Origin of the sequence: Microbacterium horticulturae, from assembly GCF_029094505.1 — a bacterium.
GTDB classification, from domain to species: domain Bacteria; phylum Actinomycetota; class Actinomycetes; order Actinomycetales; family Microbacteriaceae; genus Microbacterium; species Microbacterium horticulturae.
In genome coordinates this window covers 2977229-2992776 of sequence record NZ_CP119108.1, presented here as the reverse complement: position 1 = coordinate 2992776, position 15548 = coordinate 2977229, and the positions used below count along the sequence as shown (strand labels likewise).

The 15548-nt window shown below is 64.6% G+C and carries 12 protein-coding genes; 11 read left to right on the top strand and 1 reads right to left on the bottom strand.

The annotated features are described in order from the left end of the window. Nucleotides 1–211 precede the first annotated feature (211 nt). From PU630_RS14165 to PU630_RS14150, 4 genes are read left to right on the top strand one after another with little or no spacing between them, the layout of a single operon-like run. Entirely contained in the window at nucleotides 212–1627 is a 1416-nt protein-coding gene (locus PU630_RS14165; protein ID WP_275277699.1) for a tyrosine-type recombinase/integrase, read from the top strand. Beyond that, entirely contained in the window at nucleotides 1624–3438 is a 1815-nt protein-coding gene (locus tag PU630_RS14160) for a hypothetical protein (RefSeq protein WP_275277698.1), read from the top strand. The genes PU630_RS14165 and PU630_RS14160 overlap by 4 nt, the downstream gene beginning before the upstream one ends. Continuing rightward, nucleotides 3435–5540 (top strand): hypothetical protein, encoded by a 2106-nt coding sequence (locus PU630_RS14155; protein WP_275277697.1) that lies wholly within the window; start codon nucleotides 3435–3437, stop codon nucleotides 5538–5540. The genes PU630_RS14160 and PU630_RS14155 overlap by 4 nt, the downstream gene beginning before the upstream one ends. Continuing rightward, nucleotides 5533–5949 (top strand): hypothetical protein, encoded by a 417-nt coding sequence (locus PU630_RS14150; protein WP_275277696.1) that lies wholly within the window; start codon nucleotides 5533–5535, stop codon nucleotides 5947–5949. The genes PU630_RS14155 and PU630_RS14150 overlap by 8 nt, the downstream gene beginning before the upstream one ends. Nucleotides 5950–5970: 21 nt before the next feature. On the opposite strand, the gene PU630_RS14145 is transcribed toward PU630_RS14150, so the two are convergent. Further along, nucleotides 5971–6612, bottom strand: coding sequence for an NYN domain-containing protein (locus PU630_RS14145; RefSeq protein ID WP_036295197.1), 642 nt, complete (start codon nucleotides 6610–6612; stop codon nucleotides 5971–5973). A 213-nt stretch (nucleotides 6613–6825) separates the two neighbouring features. Here PU630_RS14145 and PU630_RS14140 point away from each other — a divergent pair, with 213 nt between their 5' ends. From PU630_RS14140 to PU630_RS14110, 7 genes are all read left to right on the top strand, one after another. Next, a complete protein-coding gene (locus PU630_RS14140; protein ID WP_269268607.1) occupies nucleotides 6826–7107 on the top strand; it encodes a helix-turn-helix domain-containing protein in 282 nt (93 codons plus the stop codon). A gap of 72 nt (nucleotides 7108–7179) precedes the next feature. Continuing rightward, complete coding sequence (locus PU630_RS14135) at nucleotides 7180–7560, top strand: hypothetical protein (protein WP_275277695.1); 381 nt, start codon at nucleotides 7180–7182, stop codon at nucleotides 7558–7560. 47 nt (nucleotides 7561–7607) lie between these two features. Next, on the top strand, nucleotides 7608–8015 hold the full coding sequence (locus PU630_RS14130) for a hypothetical protein (protein WP_275277694.1): 408 nt from the start codon (nucleotides 7608–7610) through the stop codon (nucleotides 8013–8015). Continuing rightward, complete coding sequence (locus PU630_RS14125) at nucleotides 8008–8817, top strand: hypothetical protein (protein WP_275277693.1); 810 nt, start codon at nucleotides 8008–8010, stop codon at nucleotides 8815–8817. Before PU630_RS14130 ends, PU630_RS14125 begins: the two co-directional genes overlap by 8 nt. A gap of 48 nt (nucleotides 8818–8865) precedes the next feature. Then, the gene (locus PU630_RS14120) at nucleotides 8866–9048 is read left to right on the top strand and encodes a helix-turn-helix domain-containing protein (RefSeq protein WP_275277692.1); all 183 of its coding nucleotides are present in this window, start codon (nucleotides 8866–8868) and stop codon (nucleotides 9046–9048) included. Between the two features lie 70 nt (nucleotides 9049–9118). Further along, nucleotides 9119–12718, top strand: a complete 3600-nt coding sequence (locus PU630_RS14115) for a helicase-related protein (RefSeq protein WP_275277691.1) — start codon at nucleotides 9119–9121, stop codon at nucleotides 12716–12718. 44 nt (nucleotides 12719–12762) lie between these two features. Then, on the top strand, nucleotides 12763–15543 hold the full coding sequence (locus PU630_RS14110) for a DUF1156 domain-containing protein (protein WP_275277690.1): 2781 nt from the start codon (nucleotides 12763–12765) through the stop codon (nucleotides 15541–15543). Nucleotides 15544–15548 lie beyond the last annotated feature (5 nt).

Here is a 15548-nt window from a genome sequence, read left to right as displayed (position 1 = left end):
CTGCGTTGTCTGGCAGCAACTCGATGCCGTAGATGCACATCAGTGCGAACAGCGCGTAGTGCTGCTTCTCGAACTCGCTACGCCCGTGCCGGGCCCGTACCGCGGCGAACTTGCGCTCGAGGACGGGAATGAGGAAGTTGCCCGACCCGCAGGCCGTTATGTGTACGTTCGGTCAGTGTCTCAACGACCCACCCGACTGCACCCCCGGAGCATGATGCATCTGCGTTTCATCGACCACCAACTCGCCCCCTCCGCCGACTTCGACGCGCGCGCCATAGACATCTGCTCGCGCACCCGTTCGCTCCCCGCGGGGATGCCGATCCTTCTTGACGATCGGTGGCGGCCGGTTGAGCCGTGGTTGACGTACTTCCGGATCGTCGCAGCGTCGACAGACCCGGCGACGCTTCGCGCGTACGCATACGACGCCATGCGGTTTGCGTCGTTCCTCGCCACGCGACAGACCGACGTCATCCATGCGTCGAGCGACGACATCGTCGCGTTCCGCGAATGGCGGCTGAGCGGTTCCGAGCGCCCGGTGTCGCCGGCGACGTGGCGACGCGACGTGGTCGTGATCCGCGGGATCTATCAGCTGCTCACTCAGACCGGGCAGATCCAGCGCGAACCGTGGATCACCATCGGAAGGTCGTCGCCGCTCCGGATGCGTTGGAGGAGCGAGCCCGACATTCGGCCGCTGACGCAGGCGCAGTGGCGCACGTTCCTCGACGTCGGTCTCGGCGGACGAACCGCCGCGGGCGATCTGGACGAGAGTTGGCGGGGCACAACGAGCCTGCGTTCAAAGGCGGGCGCGCAGCTGGCCGTGACGACGGGGATGCGCCTCGGTGAGTTCTCCACACTGCTCGACGCTGAAGTCCCGCCGCCGACGGGCACCGGCATCTCCGTCTTGCTCGAGGCGTGCGCGAAGTACCAGAAGCGTCGACGCGTCCACGTCCCCCTCACGACGCTTCGGGCGGTCGATCTCTACCGGCAGACGGAGCGCCGAGCAGTCGTCCGCGCGTCAGCTGCCTCCCTCTGGCGACGCCGCTCCGAGCTCTTCATCGTCGACGAGATCGACGTGTCGGCAGGCGTCCTGCGAGGCCGGGTGAATGGGCGGCGATCGAGATGGCGGCTGCACCAGCTGCCTCCGCACCTGCGACGAATTGCCGTCATCGAGCGGGACCACGGGCTGGAGGCGCTGGGGCTGTTCGTCGGTCGAGGCGGTTTGCCGATCAGCCGCAGGCAATGGCACGCGACGTTCGAGGCTGCAAGCGGGCGTGCTCTGAGGCTCGCTCAGGACGAGATGGGCGGTCGCCGTGCACGGATCACCCCGCACGATCTGCGCCACACTTTCGCTGTCGTGCTCCTGAAATCGCTGACCGATGTGGCGCTGGCCCGCGAGGCGGAGCGACGGGCAGGCAACGTGGGACCAGCCACGATCTCCGAACACATCGCCATCAACCCGCGACTTACAGTGCAGCGGCTGCTGGGGCACTCGAACCCGGCGACGACAATGGTCTACCTGCGCTACATCGAGGACACCGATGCGCTCATCCAGGACGTATTCGAGAGCTGGAGCGACGAGGGCATGACATACGCCGACGCAGTCCTCGCTGATCGGAACGTCGTGTGACGAACATCGACCTCACCCCGCGGCAGATGCAGTTCGTTCTTCCGACCGCGAACGTCGATGGAACACTCGCCCCGCTCGACTTCGCACACGCCGTCCTTGCGGCTGAGCTCGCGGATGCGCTGATCGACATGCGTCGAGCCATGGGTCACACCGACGGCACCGCGTATCAGTACCGCCGGGCGCTGATGAGCCTCCTGCGCGGTCTACCTGACGCTTGCCCGCGAACTGTGAGTCTCGCAACACCGGGACTCGCCCTCATCGACGCGTTGCACGCGTGGGAATCCGCGTTGGCCGGCAACTACCCGCCGGAGAGCGCGATCCCGTACAAGTACGGCAGACAGATCCGCGCTCTCGTCCGCGTCCACGCAGCGAACGGTCGTGACGTCAGCGACGCCACGCTCCGTTGGGCGCAGGCGCACGTGCTGCACCAGGGCGGCGACTCCACGCCGCTCGATGAGTTCTCGAACGCGGAGCGACTCGCGATTCGCAACGCCTGCCGCGCCCGAATCCGCGAATTGGAGGCTCGTCTGGCAGTCGGACGTCGGCTGCTCGCCAGCGCAGACGATCCCCGAAGCACAGGGTGGGAACGAAGCGCCGATGTCCTGTGGGGCATTCGCCATCTCGGACGACGTCCCGGAGCGTCGATCGAGGCTGATGTCCTCCGCGCGTGCGCATCAGGTGTGCTCGACGACCTCCACGACGACTTCGCGCTCGAACAGTCACCGGTCCGCGCCAATGCCGGCCGGATCACGCGACGACTACTGACCCACCTCTATCCGTCCAGCGAGGACCTCGTTGCGTTTCGCACACTCCTGCAGTTGGAGAGTGGTGCGGCGCCGGAAGAGTGGTCGGACGTTCGACTCACAGACATCGAGCACACGACAGACTCGGTCCGCGTACGGCTCCACAAGGCGCGAGCCCACCGAACTCGAACCGTGCGATGCGCGATCACCGGGTCTCGCGATGGCACCGGGTGGAGAGCAGGGGATCTCATACTTCGCCTGATCGCTGTCACCGAGGCAGCTCGGGAGGAGGCAAAGGAGGTGGGCTGCTCCGACGCGGACGCCTTGTTCATCACCGTGCAGCGCACCGCGTCCAGGCATCTCGTCGCGCGCCAGGAGTCATTCTCGCGCCGCCCCTTCACGTCGCTTCTGATGTCGATCTCGCCCGAGATATCAAAGCCATACGATTCCCGCCGGCTACGTAAGACAGTGAAGAGTGTTCGTGCAGCAGTGCTCCGCAGCGCTGACGCCGCGGCGGGAGACGACCACAGCATCGCTGTCTACCAACGCCATTACGCGCAGTCGACAACCGTGCATGTTCTGGCCGGCAACGCAGTGAACGCGGCGCAGAGTCAGGTGTTCGATCGAGTACGAGGGCCGGTCTTCGTTCGTGCTGCGGCCAGCACCGTCGACGACGCAGCAGGCGACCTGGGTGCTGCCGCAGCCGCCGAGTTGGCCTCGAGCGCCACCGACCAGGGAATCAACGTGACTCAGTGCACGTCACCGTACGAATCGCCCTTCACGCCGGCGGGGCGGCTCTGCGAGCATCGGCCATCGATGTGCTTCGCGTGCCCGAACGCGATCGTGTTCGCAGATCACCTGCCGCGAGTCCTCGCGTACCGAGAGATTCTCCGCGGTCACGAGAACGAGATGCCCCCGGCCCAGTTCGCGGCGGTACACGGTCAGCAGTTGGTCAACGTCGAACGCATCCTCCACGAGTTCTCCCCGACGGAGATCGAGAACGCGCGGACGGCGTGCGAGACCGCCTCTGTCCATGTGCCGCTCTCCCAGAGAGGAGTCCACCTGTGAGCGTCGATCGCGAGTACTCTGCCGAGCCGGTGTCGCTGTTCGCGAGCGACTACTGGGCGAGCGACACGGCGGTCATCTCAGATCGACACCTCGAACATGACTTCCCCATCCCCTTCTTCGGAGATGAGGATCGCTGGGACCTCAGCGCCCTGGGGTGGAACCCTGCTGCGGGCCGCCATTCCGCGGTGCTGTTGTTCGACTCGTTCATCGGTGAGTGGAACCTTCGTGCTCGCGAACTCGCAATGGCACTTCTCAACCCCGTGCATCCCGTGCTGCGCGGGCAGATGATCTATCTGCGAGCAACGCCCGCCCATGTGAAGACGATCCGTTCCAAGCTCGAGGGCCTGAAGCGGTTCGCCGCGTGGTACGCCGACAACCTCCCTGACACTCCACTCCGTGATCTCCATCAGTCGCACCTCGACGGCTTCCTCACTGAGGTCAAGACGATGGGGATCCCCTCCAGAACGCGACAAGCAGTCGATGCTGTTCGCGAACTGCACACCTACGCGGCAGTCCTCTCTGGCGGAGGCATCCCATTCCGTCCATGGGGAGATCTCCACACGATCGCGCTCAGCGGGCAGAAGTCCAGCGCCGAGCTGAGCACGCCGGTGATTCCACCGCAGGTGTGGTGGCCGCTCCTGCGGGCGTGTTGGCAGTACATCAACGTGTTCTCGCACGACATCTTTGCGGCCGCCGCGGAATGGTCGGCGCTCGACCGCCCCAAAGCCGAGCGCGTGAAGGTACGACACCCCGAGGACACGCTCGCGCGATGGATCGTAACGCCCGGAAATCGGGTGCCCCTGCATCGGATGACGTACGGCAGATTCCGCGAGGGCGAGATCCACTGGACACTTCTTTCCTTGCTCGTCTCCGATGGGCACAGCAAGCAGATGTTCTCCGAGTTGGACCGTCCTGACGTCCTCCGCCGACGTCAGGACATCGTCGACGCGATCGGCTCCGGCACGCTCGCGACCGCGCGCGGTGGGCTCGCCACGCAAGCGACGGCGATCGAACGCGCCGATGGATCCGTCGGTCCGTGGATCGACGGATTCGACCCGGCGACGATCCGAGTCCAACTGAAGCTCCTCCGCAACGCGTGCTACGTCTTCTGCGCGGCTCTCACGATGATGCGCGACTCGGAACTGCTGAGCATCAAGAAGGGAGCGCTCACCACCTCGTACGGGGCGCCCGCCGTCACCTCCCAGCTCCGGAAGGGTCGGCGTGGGACCCAGCGACGCAACTGGTGGATCATCGAACCCGTTGCGCAAGCAATCGCCGTCGCGGAACGACTTGCTCTCGGCGACGACGTCTTCAGCTCTGTTCGACGTGAACATCGAGCGCACGACGGAGCAGGTCGGTTCGATCGTCACAGCGAGCTGAAGCAGTTCATCTCTCAACTCAATGGTCAATCCGCGGATGCCGGTCTCGAATCGATCCCCGCGTTCCATCTTGCGCCGCACATGTTCCGGCGGACGATGGCCGTGATCACCGCGCAACAGCCAGACGGCGAGATCGCCCTCGGCATCCAGCTCAAGCACGCAGCGCGACGCGCCGTCGCGAACGGCACGACCTCCGGGTACGCGAGCGAGACGCCGGAATGGGCCGCGGAGTTCGAGCATGAGCTTCAGGAAGCTGTCGCGTCACGGTTGGTCGGCGCCTGGTCTTCTCACCAAGACCACGAGATGAGGCTCGCAGGCGCAGGCGCACAGCGCTTCCGAGGCGAGCTCGAGAAGGTCGAGGCCGTCGCAAGCAACGAGGTCAAAGTCGGCGACGAGCGCACACTGCGCGCACTCCTGCGCGATCGCTTCAGCACGCTCCGATGGGGAACCGTCAACCACTGCCTCGGCATCCCTGAGCAGGCGGCGTGCTTGAAGGGGCTGCCCGCCGAAGCAGCCGCAGGAGGCGTCATGCCTAATCGCTGCCGACCCACCGCCTGCGGCAATTCCGTCGTCACCGAGGAGCACGCGCCGATCTGGATCGCGGAGGAACGCGACCTCGTCGCGAAGCTGCGCGACCGAAAGATGGCACCACACAATCGCGAACAACTCGAGACAGAACTTGAAGACGTTCGCCGTATCACGAGGAAGTTCACGGATGCCTGAGATCTCTGCCGCGACCGAACGCCGACTGCGCGACGCGATGGAGCGCCTGCTCGCCGGCGCGGCGATCCGCACCGACGGACGCCTCATCAAGGAGAACCTCTATCGCGAAGCTGGCGTCAGCCGCGCCACCATGAACCGTGCGACTGCGGTCATGGATGAGTGGGCACGTCGCGTCGACGGGTCCCAGCCGCGAGATCGTGAGATCGAGTCGTTGCGAAGCTCGCTGGCCGATCGTGCAGCCCAGATCAAACAGCTCCGCGAGCGAGTGAGCAGCCTCGAAGCACAGCTGACGATCGCCGCGACCGCCATCGCCGAGCTGCACGTCGAGAACCAGTTGCTGCGTGGCGACGACCCGAGCCACAACGTCACTCCGATGAAGCGCCCGAACGCGGACTCACGCCGGGGATGACGGGCGCTGCTGCTGCTCGTGTCATCGCCACTTCGGAGGTCGGGTGTACGTGGTCGCGCCGACGGTGAAGCTCTCGGGCAGAAGAGCCTGGCGGATCTTGTCGCGACCGATCTGCGACGACGCGGGCATCAGCTGCTTGAGTTCGCTCGAGAACCGCTTGGGTGGGAAGGCGGCGCCGATGAACATGTGCGGGCGGAATTGTTTGGCCGCCCTGACCGCGGGCGCAAGATCGCTGTCGGCGCTGATGATCAGTGCCGAGTCCATCGCGTTCGCAGCGGCGTCGCCCACAAGAGCAACGGCGATGTTGACGTCGGTCTCCTTCTCCTCGTGCACCGTACGCGTTGCGCGACAGTTGAAGCACGTCACGGTCTTCGCTTGATATCGGCCCTGCGTGACGCTGAAGACGTTGGTGTGACGCGCAGCGACGGCTGCCTGATGGTAGGCCTGACGACTGGCCGCGCCCGCATCGCCCAGCACAGGTGCGGTGAAGTACTTCACCGCGACGATGTGGCTGCGTGGGCGCAGGCTCTGCGCGAGTGCGACGAAGTCGATCCAGAGCGTCGAGCGTCCGAACTTGTCGTGCATGCCGTGATAGAAGTTGAAGCCGTCGATGTAGACGATGAGGCGCTCGTGCGGCGGTCCAGGAACGGGTGAGGCTGACAACAGACGACTCCAAATCGGTGCACGAGGTGATCACCTTCCTACCAGCGATCGTGTGTATAGTGTGGATACACCCCGCCCGGTTGTTCATCCCAACCGTGGCCCGACGCCCTCCCTCGTGGAGGGCGTCTTTGTGTCCGAGCCGGATCATAGAGCCATCGAGATTGCCATACAGATTAGGCCTTACTGCAGAGGCCTAATCGTGACGCTTGAGGGGTGCCTTCTCCCGCGACCTCGCCTGATGCGTGGGACCACTACGCTCGCGAGCTCGGCCAGAACATCCAGCGGGAGCGAGCGCGTGTCGGGTACAGCCAGGACCGTGTGGCGTACGAGTCCAACCTGAGCCGCTACACGTACCAGAAGCTCGAGAAGGGCGAGTCGAAGCCCGGAACTCCCGCGAATCCGACCGTCAAGACTCTGCTGGCGGTAGCTCAGGTGCTCGACGTTCAGCTCACGGACCTCTTGCCCAGCGCGACGCCCGACCTCACGATCCGCTGAGGCACTTCGGCGTTGCGGGTGACAGTCCGCGACTACCAAGAGAGGCCTAATCTGTATGGCATTCTGCACTGTATGGGCGCTGCGGAACTCAACCAGGAGTCGTTCGTCATGGCGGTGGAAGATCCCTACCTCACCGCCCTGATCGGAACGATCGAGGAGCCCGCCGGATCCAGCACCGCAGCCCAAGCCGGCAGGTTGACGATCGCATGGTGGGACACACATGGCACTGGGCCGTCGTGCACCGAACTCTTGAACGCGATGTTCACGAGCATCGCGTGGGGCGACGTCATCGAAGACCCGGGACGGACACTCCTCGAACGCCGCGAACAGACCGAGCTCATCCAACGCTGGCTGATCAGCTACTGGACCCGACTGGGCGCGATCGCCTTCATCCCCGGACACGACGACGTCGTACGGCCGGGACGAATCTATCCCGAGCCGGAGACTGACTGATCCATCACCGCCTGATAGGTTGGCCGGTTCTACGTCGAGGAGGAAGCATGCGCGAGATCTCAATCGCAGGCCGTACGGTCACGGTCTCGCTCGTCGCTACCACGCACGGCGAGGATGGCGATATCCAGCGCTACCTCGTCGAGGTGTCGGGCTCGGACGCCGCGACCCACCTCTCGGTTCTCCGCATGACCAGCGCAGTTGATGCACGCGCAATGGCGTCGGCGATCGAGACCGAGCTCCTGCTCGACTATCCGGGCAGTCGTGACGACGGAGTCCTGCGCGATCCGAGCGTTCGCGCCTGGCGCGACGAGCATCGGACCGCGATCGAGGCCGCTCTCGGTCAGCTGCGTGACGAGATCGCTGGGATGCCGCCGGAGCCGGTCAGCGACCTCGAACGAGCGCTGCTTCGAGCCTTCGAGATGGATCCCGACGCCCCGGATCCTGGCGATGCGTGAGTACCCCTGGTTCGACTTCGACCAAGTCGACTTCGTGACCTCTGACACCCACTTCAGTCATGCCCGCATCAGCGAGCTCGCCGACCGTCCCTTCTCAACCGTCGCGGAGATGGATGCCGCGCTGATTGGCCGATGGAACGACGTTGTCGCTCCTGACTCCGTCGTGCTGCACCTGGGAGATCTCGCGCTCGGAGCGATCGCTGAATCCCTTCCGCTCACCGCGCACCTGCACGGACGCCGACTCCTCGTCCCCGGCAACCACGACCGCGTCTCGCCCGCGACGCAGTCGAAGAGAGCCATCGAGCGATTCCTGCCCATGTACGAAGCGGCGGGCTGGGAGATCCTCCCGGAGGTCATCGAGGGAACCCGCCACGGGTACAGGATCATCGCCTCGCACTATCCCTACGCGGGCGACAGCCAGCCCACCGATCGTCACACATCACATCGCCCCCGCTGGGACGACGGCATCCCGCTCCTCCACGGGCACACCCACGCGCGCGACCACGGCCCGAACGGTCATCAGTTCCACGTGGGCGTCGACGCTCACGACTTCGCGCCGATCCCGTTCAGCGTGATCGACGCCTGGATCCGCGGCTTGCCTGAAATCGAGACGCGGCTGCAGACTGCAGTCCGCGAGGCACGGGAGGTCATCGCCGACCTGGACGACACGCCGCCATCGAGCATGGACTTGATGTTCTTCATGCAGGCCTTCGACGAACTTCACATGCACCTCGAAGAACTGCTGGCCGCCGTCGACGACGTCGAGCAAGTCAAAGGCGACGACGGTCAGGGTTCCCGATAGGATCGGCCATACCCGGATACATCCGGCTCAATCCGCATGGGGGCGTGAATGTCCGAGCCGTGGCTCTCTGCCGACGACATCGCTGAGCACTTGGGCGTGACCAAAGACACGGTCTACGCCTGGATCTCCGAGAAGGGGATGCCGGCGCACAAGGTCGGGCGTCTGTGGAAGTTCCAGGCGAGCGAGGTCGACGACTGGGTGCGCAAGGGGGATGCCGGATCGCCGGATTGACTCTGCCGGCCGAGATGTCGGCGGCGCGACGTATCCTGATCGACTTGCCATTTTCCAGGGGAGGAACCACGTGGATGAACCTGCGGTGACGCTCGCCTCGCTGCGCGCTGGGCAACGCCTGCGTGGCGTCATGCCCGGGCAGCCGGTGACGCTCGTCGGCGTGACGCCGCTGGATGATGCACTCGTCGAGATTTTCTTCCGTGACGACTCCGGCCGCACCGGTGAACGCATGGTCACCGATGCGGATGCCGGCAAGCTGGAACTAGTCACGGAGCTGGGTAACGCACCCGCGTTCGACGGCGACCCTCACGAGTTCCGGCTTGCGGCCGAGGCGCTGCGCATCAAGTACGCCGCGCTCTACGACCCGATGGCGGCGGTGAATAGTTCGGACGTCGACCCACTGCCACACCAGATCCGCGCGGTCTACGAAGAGCTCCTCCCACGGATTCCGCTGCGGTTCCTGCTCGCCGACGACCCCGGCGCCGGCAAGACGATCATGGCCGGGCTCTATCTGAAGGAGCTCATCCTCCGTGCCGATTGCGAGCGTGCGCTGATCGTCGCTCCCGGCGGCCTGGTGGAGCAGTGGCGTGAAGAGCTGTCGCAGAAGTTCGATCTCTCGTTCGAGATCTTCAACCGCCAGATGGTCGACGACGCGCAGGGCCGGAACGTTTTCGCGGAGCACCCGTTCCTCATCGCACGGATGGATCAGCTCTCACGCAGCGACGACCTGATCGAGCAGCTCTCCGACGTGACGTGGGACGCGGTCGTTGTAGACGAGGCGCACCGCATGTCGGCGCATTACTCCTCCTGGGCGGGTCAAGTCGACGAGACGAAGCGGTTCCGGCTCGGCCGACTGCTCGCTGAGACCGCCCACAACTTCCTCCTGATGACCGCGACACCGCACGCCGGGAAGGAAGAGGACTTCCAGCTGTTCATGTCGCTGCTGGACCGGGATCGGTTCGAGGGACAGTTCCGCGCCGGCGTTCATCGGACCGACACGCGTGGACTGATGCGCCGAATGGTGAAGGAGGAGCTCCTCACCTTCGAGGGCAAGCCTCTGTTCCCGGAACGCCGCGCCTACACGGTCGAGTACGAGCTCAGCGACGCAGAACGCGAACTGTACGAACTCGTCACCGGCTACGTCCGCACCGAGATGGGCCGCGCGGAACGCCTCGCGCAGGCGGGCGACAAGAAGCGCGGCAACAACGTGGGGTTCGCACTCACCGTTCTGCAGAGACGCCTCGCCTCGAGCCCCGAAGCGATCCTCCGATCGCTTGAGCGACGCCAGGTGAGACTTGAGACGCGTCTGCGCGAATGGCAGCGCGCGACCGACGAGGCACGGTACAGCACCTCGATGACCGCGACCATCGACCAGTGGTCGACGGGCCGCGTGACTCTCGACTTCGAGGACGCGTCCTACACGATTCCGAGCTTCGATCCCGACCTGTTCGACGACCTCGACGAGGAGGTCGCCGAGGAGGAGCGCGCACAGTTCGAAGCGCGCGTCGACGAAGTCGTGGACCTCGCCACCGCCGCGGAGTCGATCGGAGAGCTCCGCGCGGAGATCGCGATCCTCGAAGACCTCATCCGTGTCGCCCGTCGAGTTCGACTGCTCGACGACGACAAGAAGTGGGTGCAGCTGCGCGCGATCCTCGACGACCAGCTCCTCGTCCACGACGACTCCGGCGAGCCGCGCAAGATCATCATCTTCACCGAGCACAAGGACACGCTGGACTACCTGCGGCAGAAGATCACGACACAACTGGGACGCCCCGAGTCAGTCATCACCATTCACGGTGGCACCCGCCGCGAAGACCGCAAAGCTGCGCGCGAGCAGTTCACCTACGACCGCAACACCGTCGTACTGTTGGCGACGGATGCAGCGGGCGAAGGCCTCAACCTGCAACGCGCACATCTCATGGTCAACTACGACCTTCCGTGGAACCCGAACCGCATCGAGCAACGCTTCGGACGCATCCACCGCATCGGCCAGCGCGAGGTCTGCCACCTGTGGAACATGGTCGCCAAAGACACCCGCGAAGGAGATGTCTTCACACGCCTGCTGTCGAAGATCGACCAGATGTCGATCGCGTACAACGGCAACCTCTTCAACGTCCTCGGCGAAACGGATGCCTTCCAAGAGAAGTCACTCCGCGAACTGCTGATCGAAGCGATCCGCTACGGCGACCAGCCCGAACGGAAGGCCGAACTGGACCGCGTCATCGACGCGAGCGTCGCTCACGGCCTCGACACGATGGTCGCCGAGCGCGCACTGCACCCCGAGATGTACTCCTCACTCAACCTCGAAGACATTCGCGGGCGCATGGAGAAGGCCCGAGAACGGCGGCTGCAACCCGGCTACATCGCAGCCTTCTTCATTCCCGCCTTCGAACGCCTCGGCGGCCGCATCCGCCGTCGCGAGAAGGGGCGCTACGAGATCACTCGCGTGACCCAGCGTGTCATCGACACCGCCCGCAGGCTCAACCGGTGGGCGCCCGTGCCGGAGCGATATGAACGGGTCACGTTCGAGACCGCGCATGTTCGCCCCGAGGGCCAGACTCAGGCGGCGCTGCTCGCACCCGGCCACCCGTTGCTGCAGGCCATTATCGAGCTAACCATTGAGGACCTCGGCCCGGTCCTCAAGCGGGGCACAGTGTTCATCGACCGTCGTGAACAGCAGTCCGACCGAACCGCACTGCTTTACGCGGTCGAGCAGCGCATCCAGAACGCCACCCCCGACCCCGACACCGTCTCGCATCACTTCGACTACCCCGTCCTCGACACCGCAGGCGACGTGACGTTGGCCGCCGCGCCTCCCTACCTCGACTACGACGCACCAGACGCCGACGAGGCCGATGCAATCGCGGCGGTCCTTGACGCCGAGTGGTCGAAGAGCGATCACGAACGATCCATCCGCGCGTGGGCATACCGCGACGGACTCGCACCCCGCATGGAGGAGCTCAGCGCGCGGATCGCCGTAGACGTCGACCGCACCCGCGTGCAGGTCAAAGAGCGACTGCTCGCCGAGATCAACCACTGGGATCGCGAGCACAACCGCCTCGAAGCCCTCGAACGCGCCGGCACCATCGGCCGCATCCGCGCAGAAACCGCGCTCCAACGAGCTCGACAGCTCGACGAACGACTCGAGAAGCGGCTCCGCGCGCTCGACGAAAGCACGCAACTCGTCGCGTTGCCCGCGGTCATCCGCGGATCAGCGCTCGTCGTGCCGAGTCAGCATCTCGCTCGGGGTGGTGAGGATGCCGCCCCCCAAACCTTCGCGCGCGATACCGAGATCGTCGAGCGACGCGCAGTCGAGGCAGTTCTCGCCGCTGAGCGCGTGCTCGGCCGCACGCCTCATGAGATGCCCCGGAACAACCCCGGCTACGACATCCAGTCGTATGACGACGAGGGACGCATCCACTACATCGAGGTGAAGGGGCGGATCGCGGGATCCGACACGTTCACCATCACCACCAACGAAGTCACCTTCGCCCAGACGCAAGGCGACCGCCACCGACTAGCACTCGTGCTCGTGTCGCCCGATGGCGAGGGGCATGACCAGTTGCGCTACGTGCTAGATGCGTTCACACACATAGAGCCGTCTGCGACGACTCGGTCGTACAACGAGGAATGGCGCGACTATTGGGACCGCGGAGGCCCGCCGCAATGAGTAGCCCGGTCGAGCCGACCAACCTAGCCACGAGAGATGCACCAGTGAACGCAACGCCAAAGAAGAAGCTCATCGAGACATCTCTGCCGCTCGAAGCCATCAACGCCGAGGCATCGCGAGAGAAGTCCATCCGTCATGGGCATCCTTCGACCCTGCACCTTTACTGGGCGCGCCGCCCACTAGCGGCAGCACGCGCAGTCCTGTTTGCGCAACTCGTCGACGACCCCGCGTCTCGACCAGAAGAGTTTCCCACCGTCGAGGAGCAAGACGCCGAACGTGCCCGACTTCACAGACTTCTCGAGCAGCTGGTCGTGTGGGAGAACAGCGACGATGAGACCCTCCTCAGCCAAGCACGACACGAGATTCGCAGGAGCAACGGGGGCGAGCTGCCACCTTTGCTCGACCCGTTCGCAGGCGGTGGCGCGATTCCCTTTGAAGCGCAGCGGCTCGGCTTGGACGCTTTCGCGAGCGATCTCAACCCGCTCGCCGTCCTAATCAACAAAGCGCTGATCGAGTTTCCACCCAGGTTCGCCGGCCGACCGCCGGTCTTTCCAGGCGCCGCTGCGACTCGCAATGGCTGGGCCGGGTCAGACGGCCTCGCCGAAGACGTGCGCCGATACGGAGAGTGGATGCGAGACGAGGCACAGCGGCGCGTCGGACACCTCTACCCAAAGGTCACCGCACCCGACGGGACCGAGCACACCGTGATCGCCTGGATCTGGGCGAGAACTGTAGCGAACCCGAACCCTGCCAACCCGATTGAGGTCCCACTTGTAAAGACGTGGTGGCTGAGTAAGAAGAAGGGAAAGGAGGCGTGGGTTCACGCGTCGGTCGTCGATGGCGAAGTCCGGTACGAGGTGAGGCATGACGCCAACGGTCCTCTCGGAGACGAAGATGGGACGGTAGGGCGTAAGGGCGGCCATGCCGTCGGCGACGGTACCCCAATGTCACTGAACTACATCCGCGAAGAGGGCCGGGCAGGGCGAATCGGTGCACGCCTCATTGCCGTCGTCGGAGAGGGGATCCGCAGCCGCCTCTATGTGTCGGCCTCGAAGGTTCAGGCAGATACCGCAGACGTGAGTCGACCCGAGAACGTTCCCGATGGGAAGATCGGCTACTACCCACGGGACATCAAGACTCAGACCTATGGGATGACGGAGTGGGCTGACCTGTTCACCAACCGGCAGTTGGTTACGCTCACGACACTCAGCGACTTGGTGACCGACGCGCGTGCGAAAGCTCTCAACGACGCTCTGGAGGCCGGAGACGCGGCGGGCTCGCGACTCGAAGATGGTGGTGACGGCGCCGAAGCATATGCGGATGCTGTCGCAACTTACCTCGCACTCGGGGTGAGCCGCACGACGGACTACTCGTCCAACCTCTGCAGTTGGCACAACACCGGCGAGAAGATGCGGAATGTCTTCGGTCGACAGGCAATCCCGATGGCGTGGGACTTCACTGAGAGCAACCCGTTTTCATCGTCCACGGGGAACTTCCTCGGGCAGGTGGAGTGGGTCGCAAAGGCGTTGGCCAAGGCACCGAGCAAGGGTCTTGGAGTCGTCAACCAGGCTGACGCCGCCACCCGCGACTACGCAGGGTTCGTGATTTCGACGGATCCCCCGTACTACGACAACATCGGCTATTCCGACCTCTCAGACTTCTTCTACGTCTGGCTGCGCCGCACCCTCGGGACGATCCAGCCGAGCGCCGTCGCGACACTACAGACGCCGAAGTTGGAGGAGCTAGTCGCGAATCCCTATCGCCACGCAGGCAAGTCGGGTGCCGAGAAGTTCTTCATTGATGGGTTCAATGCGGTCTTCGCTCGCATGCGCCAGGGAGCCAACGCGCAAGTTCCCCTCACCGTCTACTACGCCTACAAGCAGCAAGATTCGAGCGGGGCAGGCACAACGTCCACCGGATGGCACACGCTGCTGGATGGCTTGATCGAGGCTGGTTGGGAGATCACCGCGACGTGGCCAATGCGGAGTGAAATGTCTAGTCGGATGATGTCTCAGTCGATGAATGCCCTTGCTTCCTCGATCGTTCTCGCGTGCCGCCCTCGAGCGGCCGACGCGCCCGCAACCACACGCCGCGCGTTCGTCGCAGCTCTGAAACACGAGCTACCGACAGCGCTGCGAACACTGATGCAAGGAGCGATTGCCCCGGTCGATCTCGCCCAGGCTGCGATCGGGCCGGGCATCTCGGTGTTCTCGCGCTACTCTCGCGTGCGAGAAGCAGACGGCTCTGACATGTCTGTCAAAGATGCGTTGCTGCTCGTCAACGCAACCCTCGATGAAGTGATCGGCGAGCAGGAGGCTGACTTCGACCCGGACACTCGTTTCGCGGTCAAGTGGTACCGCCAGTACGGCTGGACGCAGGAGAACTCCGGCATTGCTGACCAACTGGCACGCTCGTCCGACACTTCGATCGGGGCACTTGAGCGCGGTGGCATCTTCGAGGCGAAAGGCGGCAAAGCACGCCTTCTCTCGCCGACTCAGCTGGAAGACGCGTGGGATGTGGGCGCCGACGAGCGTGTCAGCGTCTGGGAGGCGACCGTGCGTTTGGCTGCGGTGATGACGAAGCACGGTGCCGATCAAGTCGCCGGATTGCTTCCGTCAGTGCAGACACGGGTGAACCTCGACGCGGTGAAGGAGCTCGGCTTCCTGCTCTTCCATGAGGCGGAGAAGAAGCGCGACACCAAGGACGCAATCCTGTTCAACGGGTTGGTGAGTGCGTGGGGTGACGTGAACGAGCAGGCGCGGAAGCACGCCGGTTCGCCGCGGGCCGTTCAGCAGGCGTTCGACTTCGATGAGGATGGGGACTGAGTTCG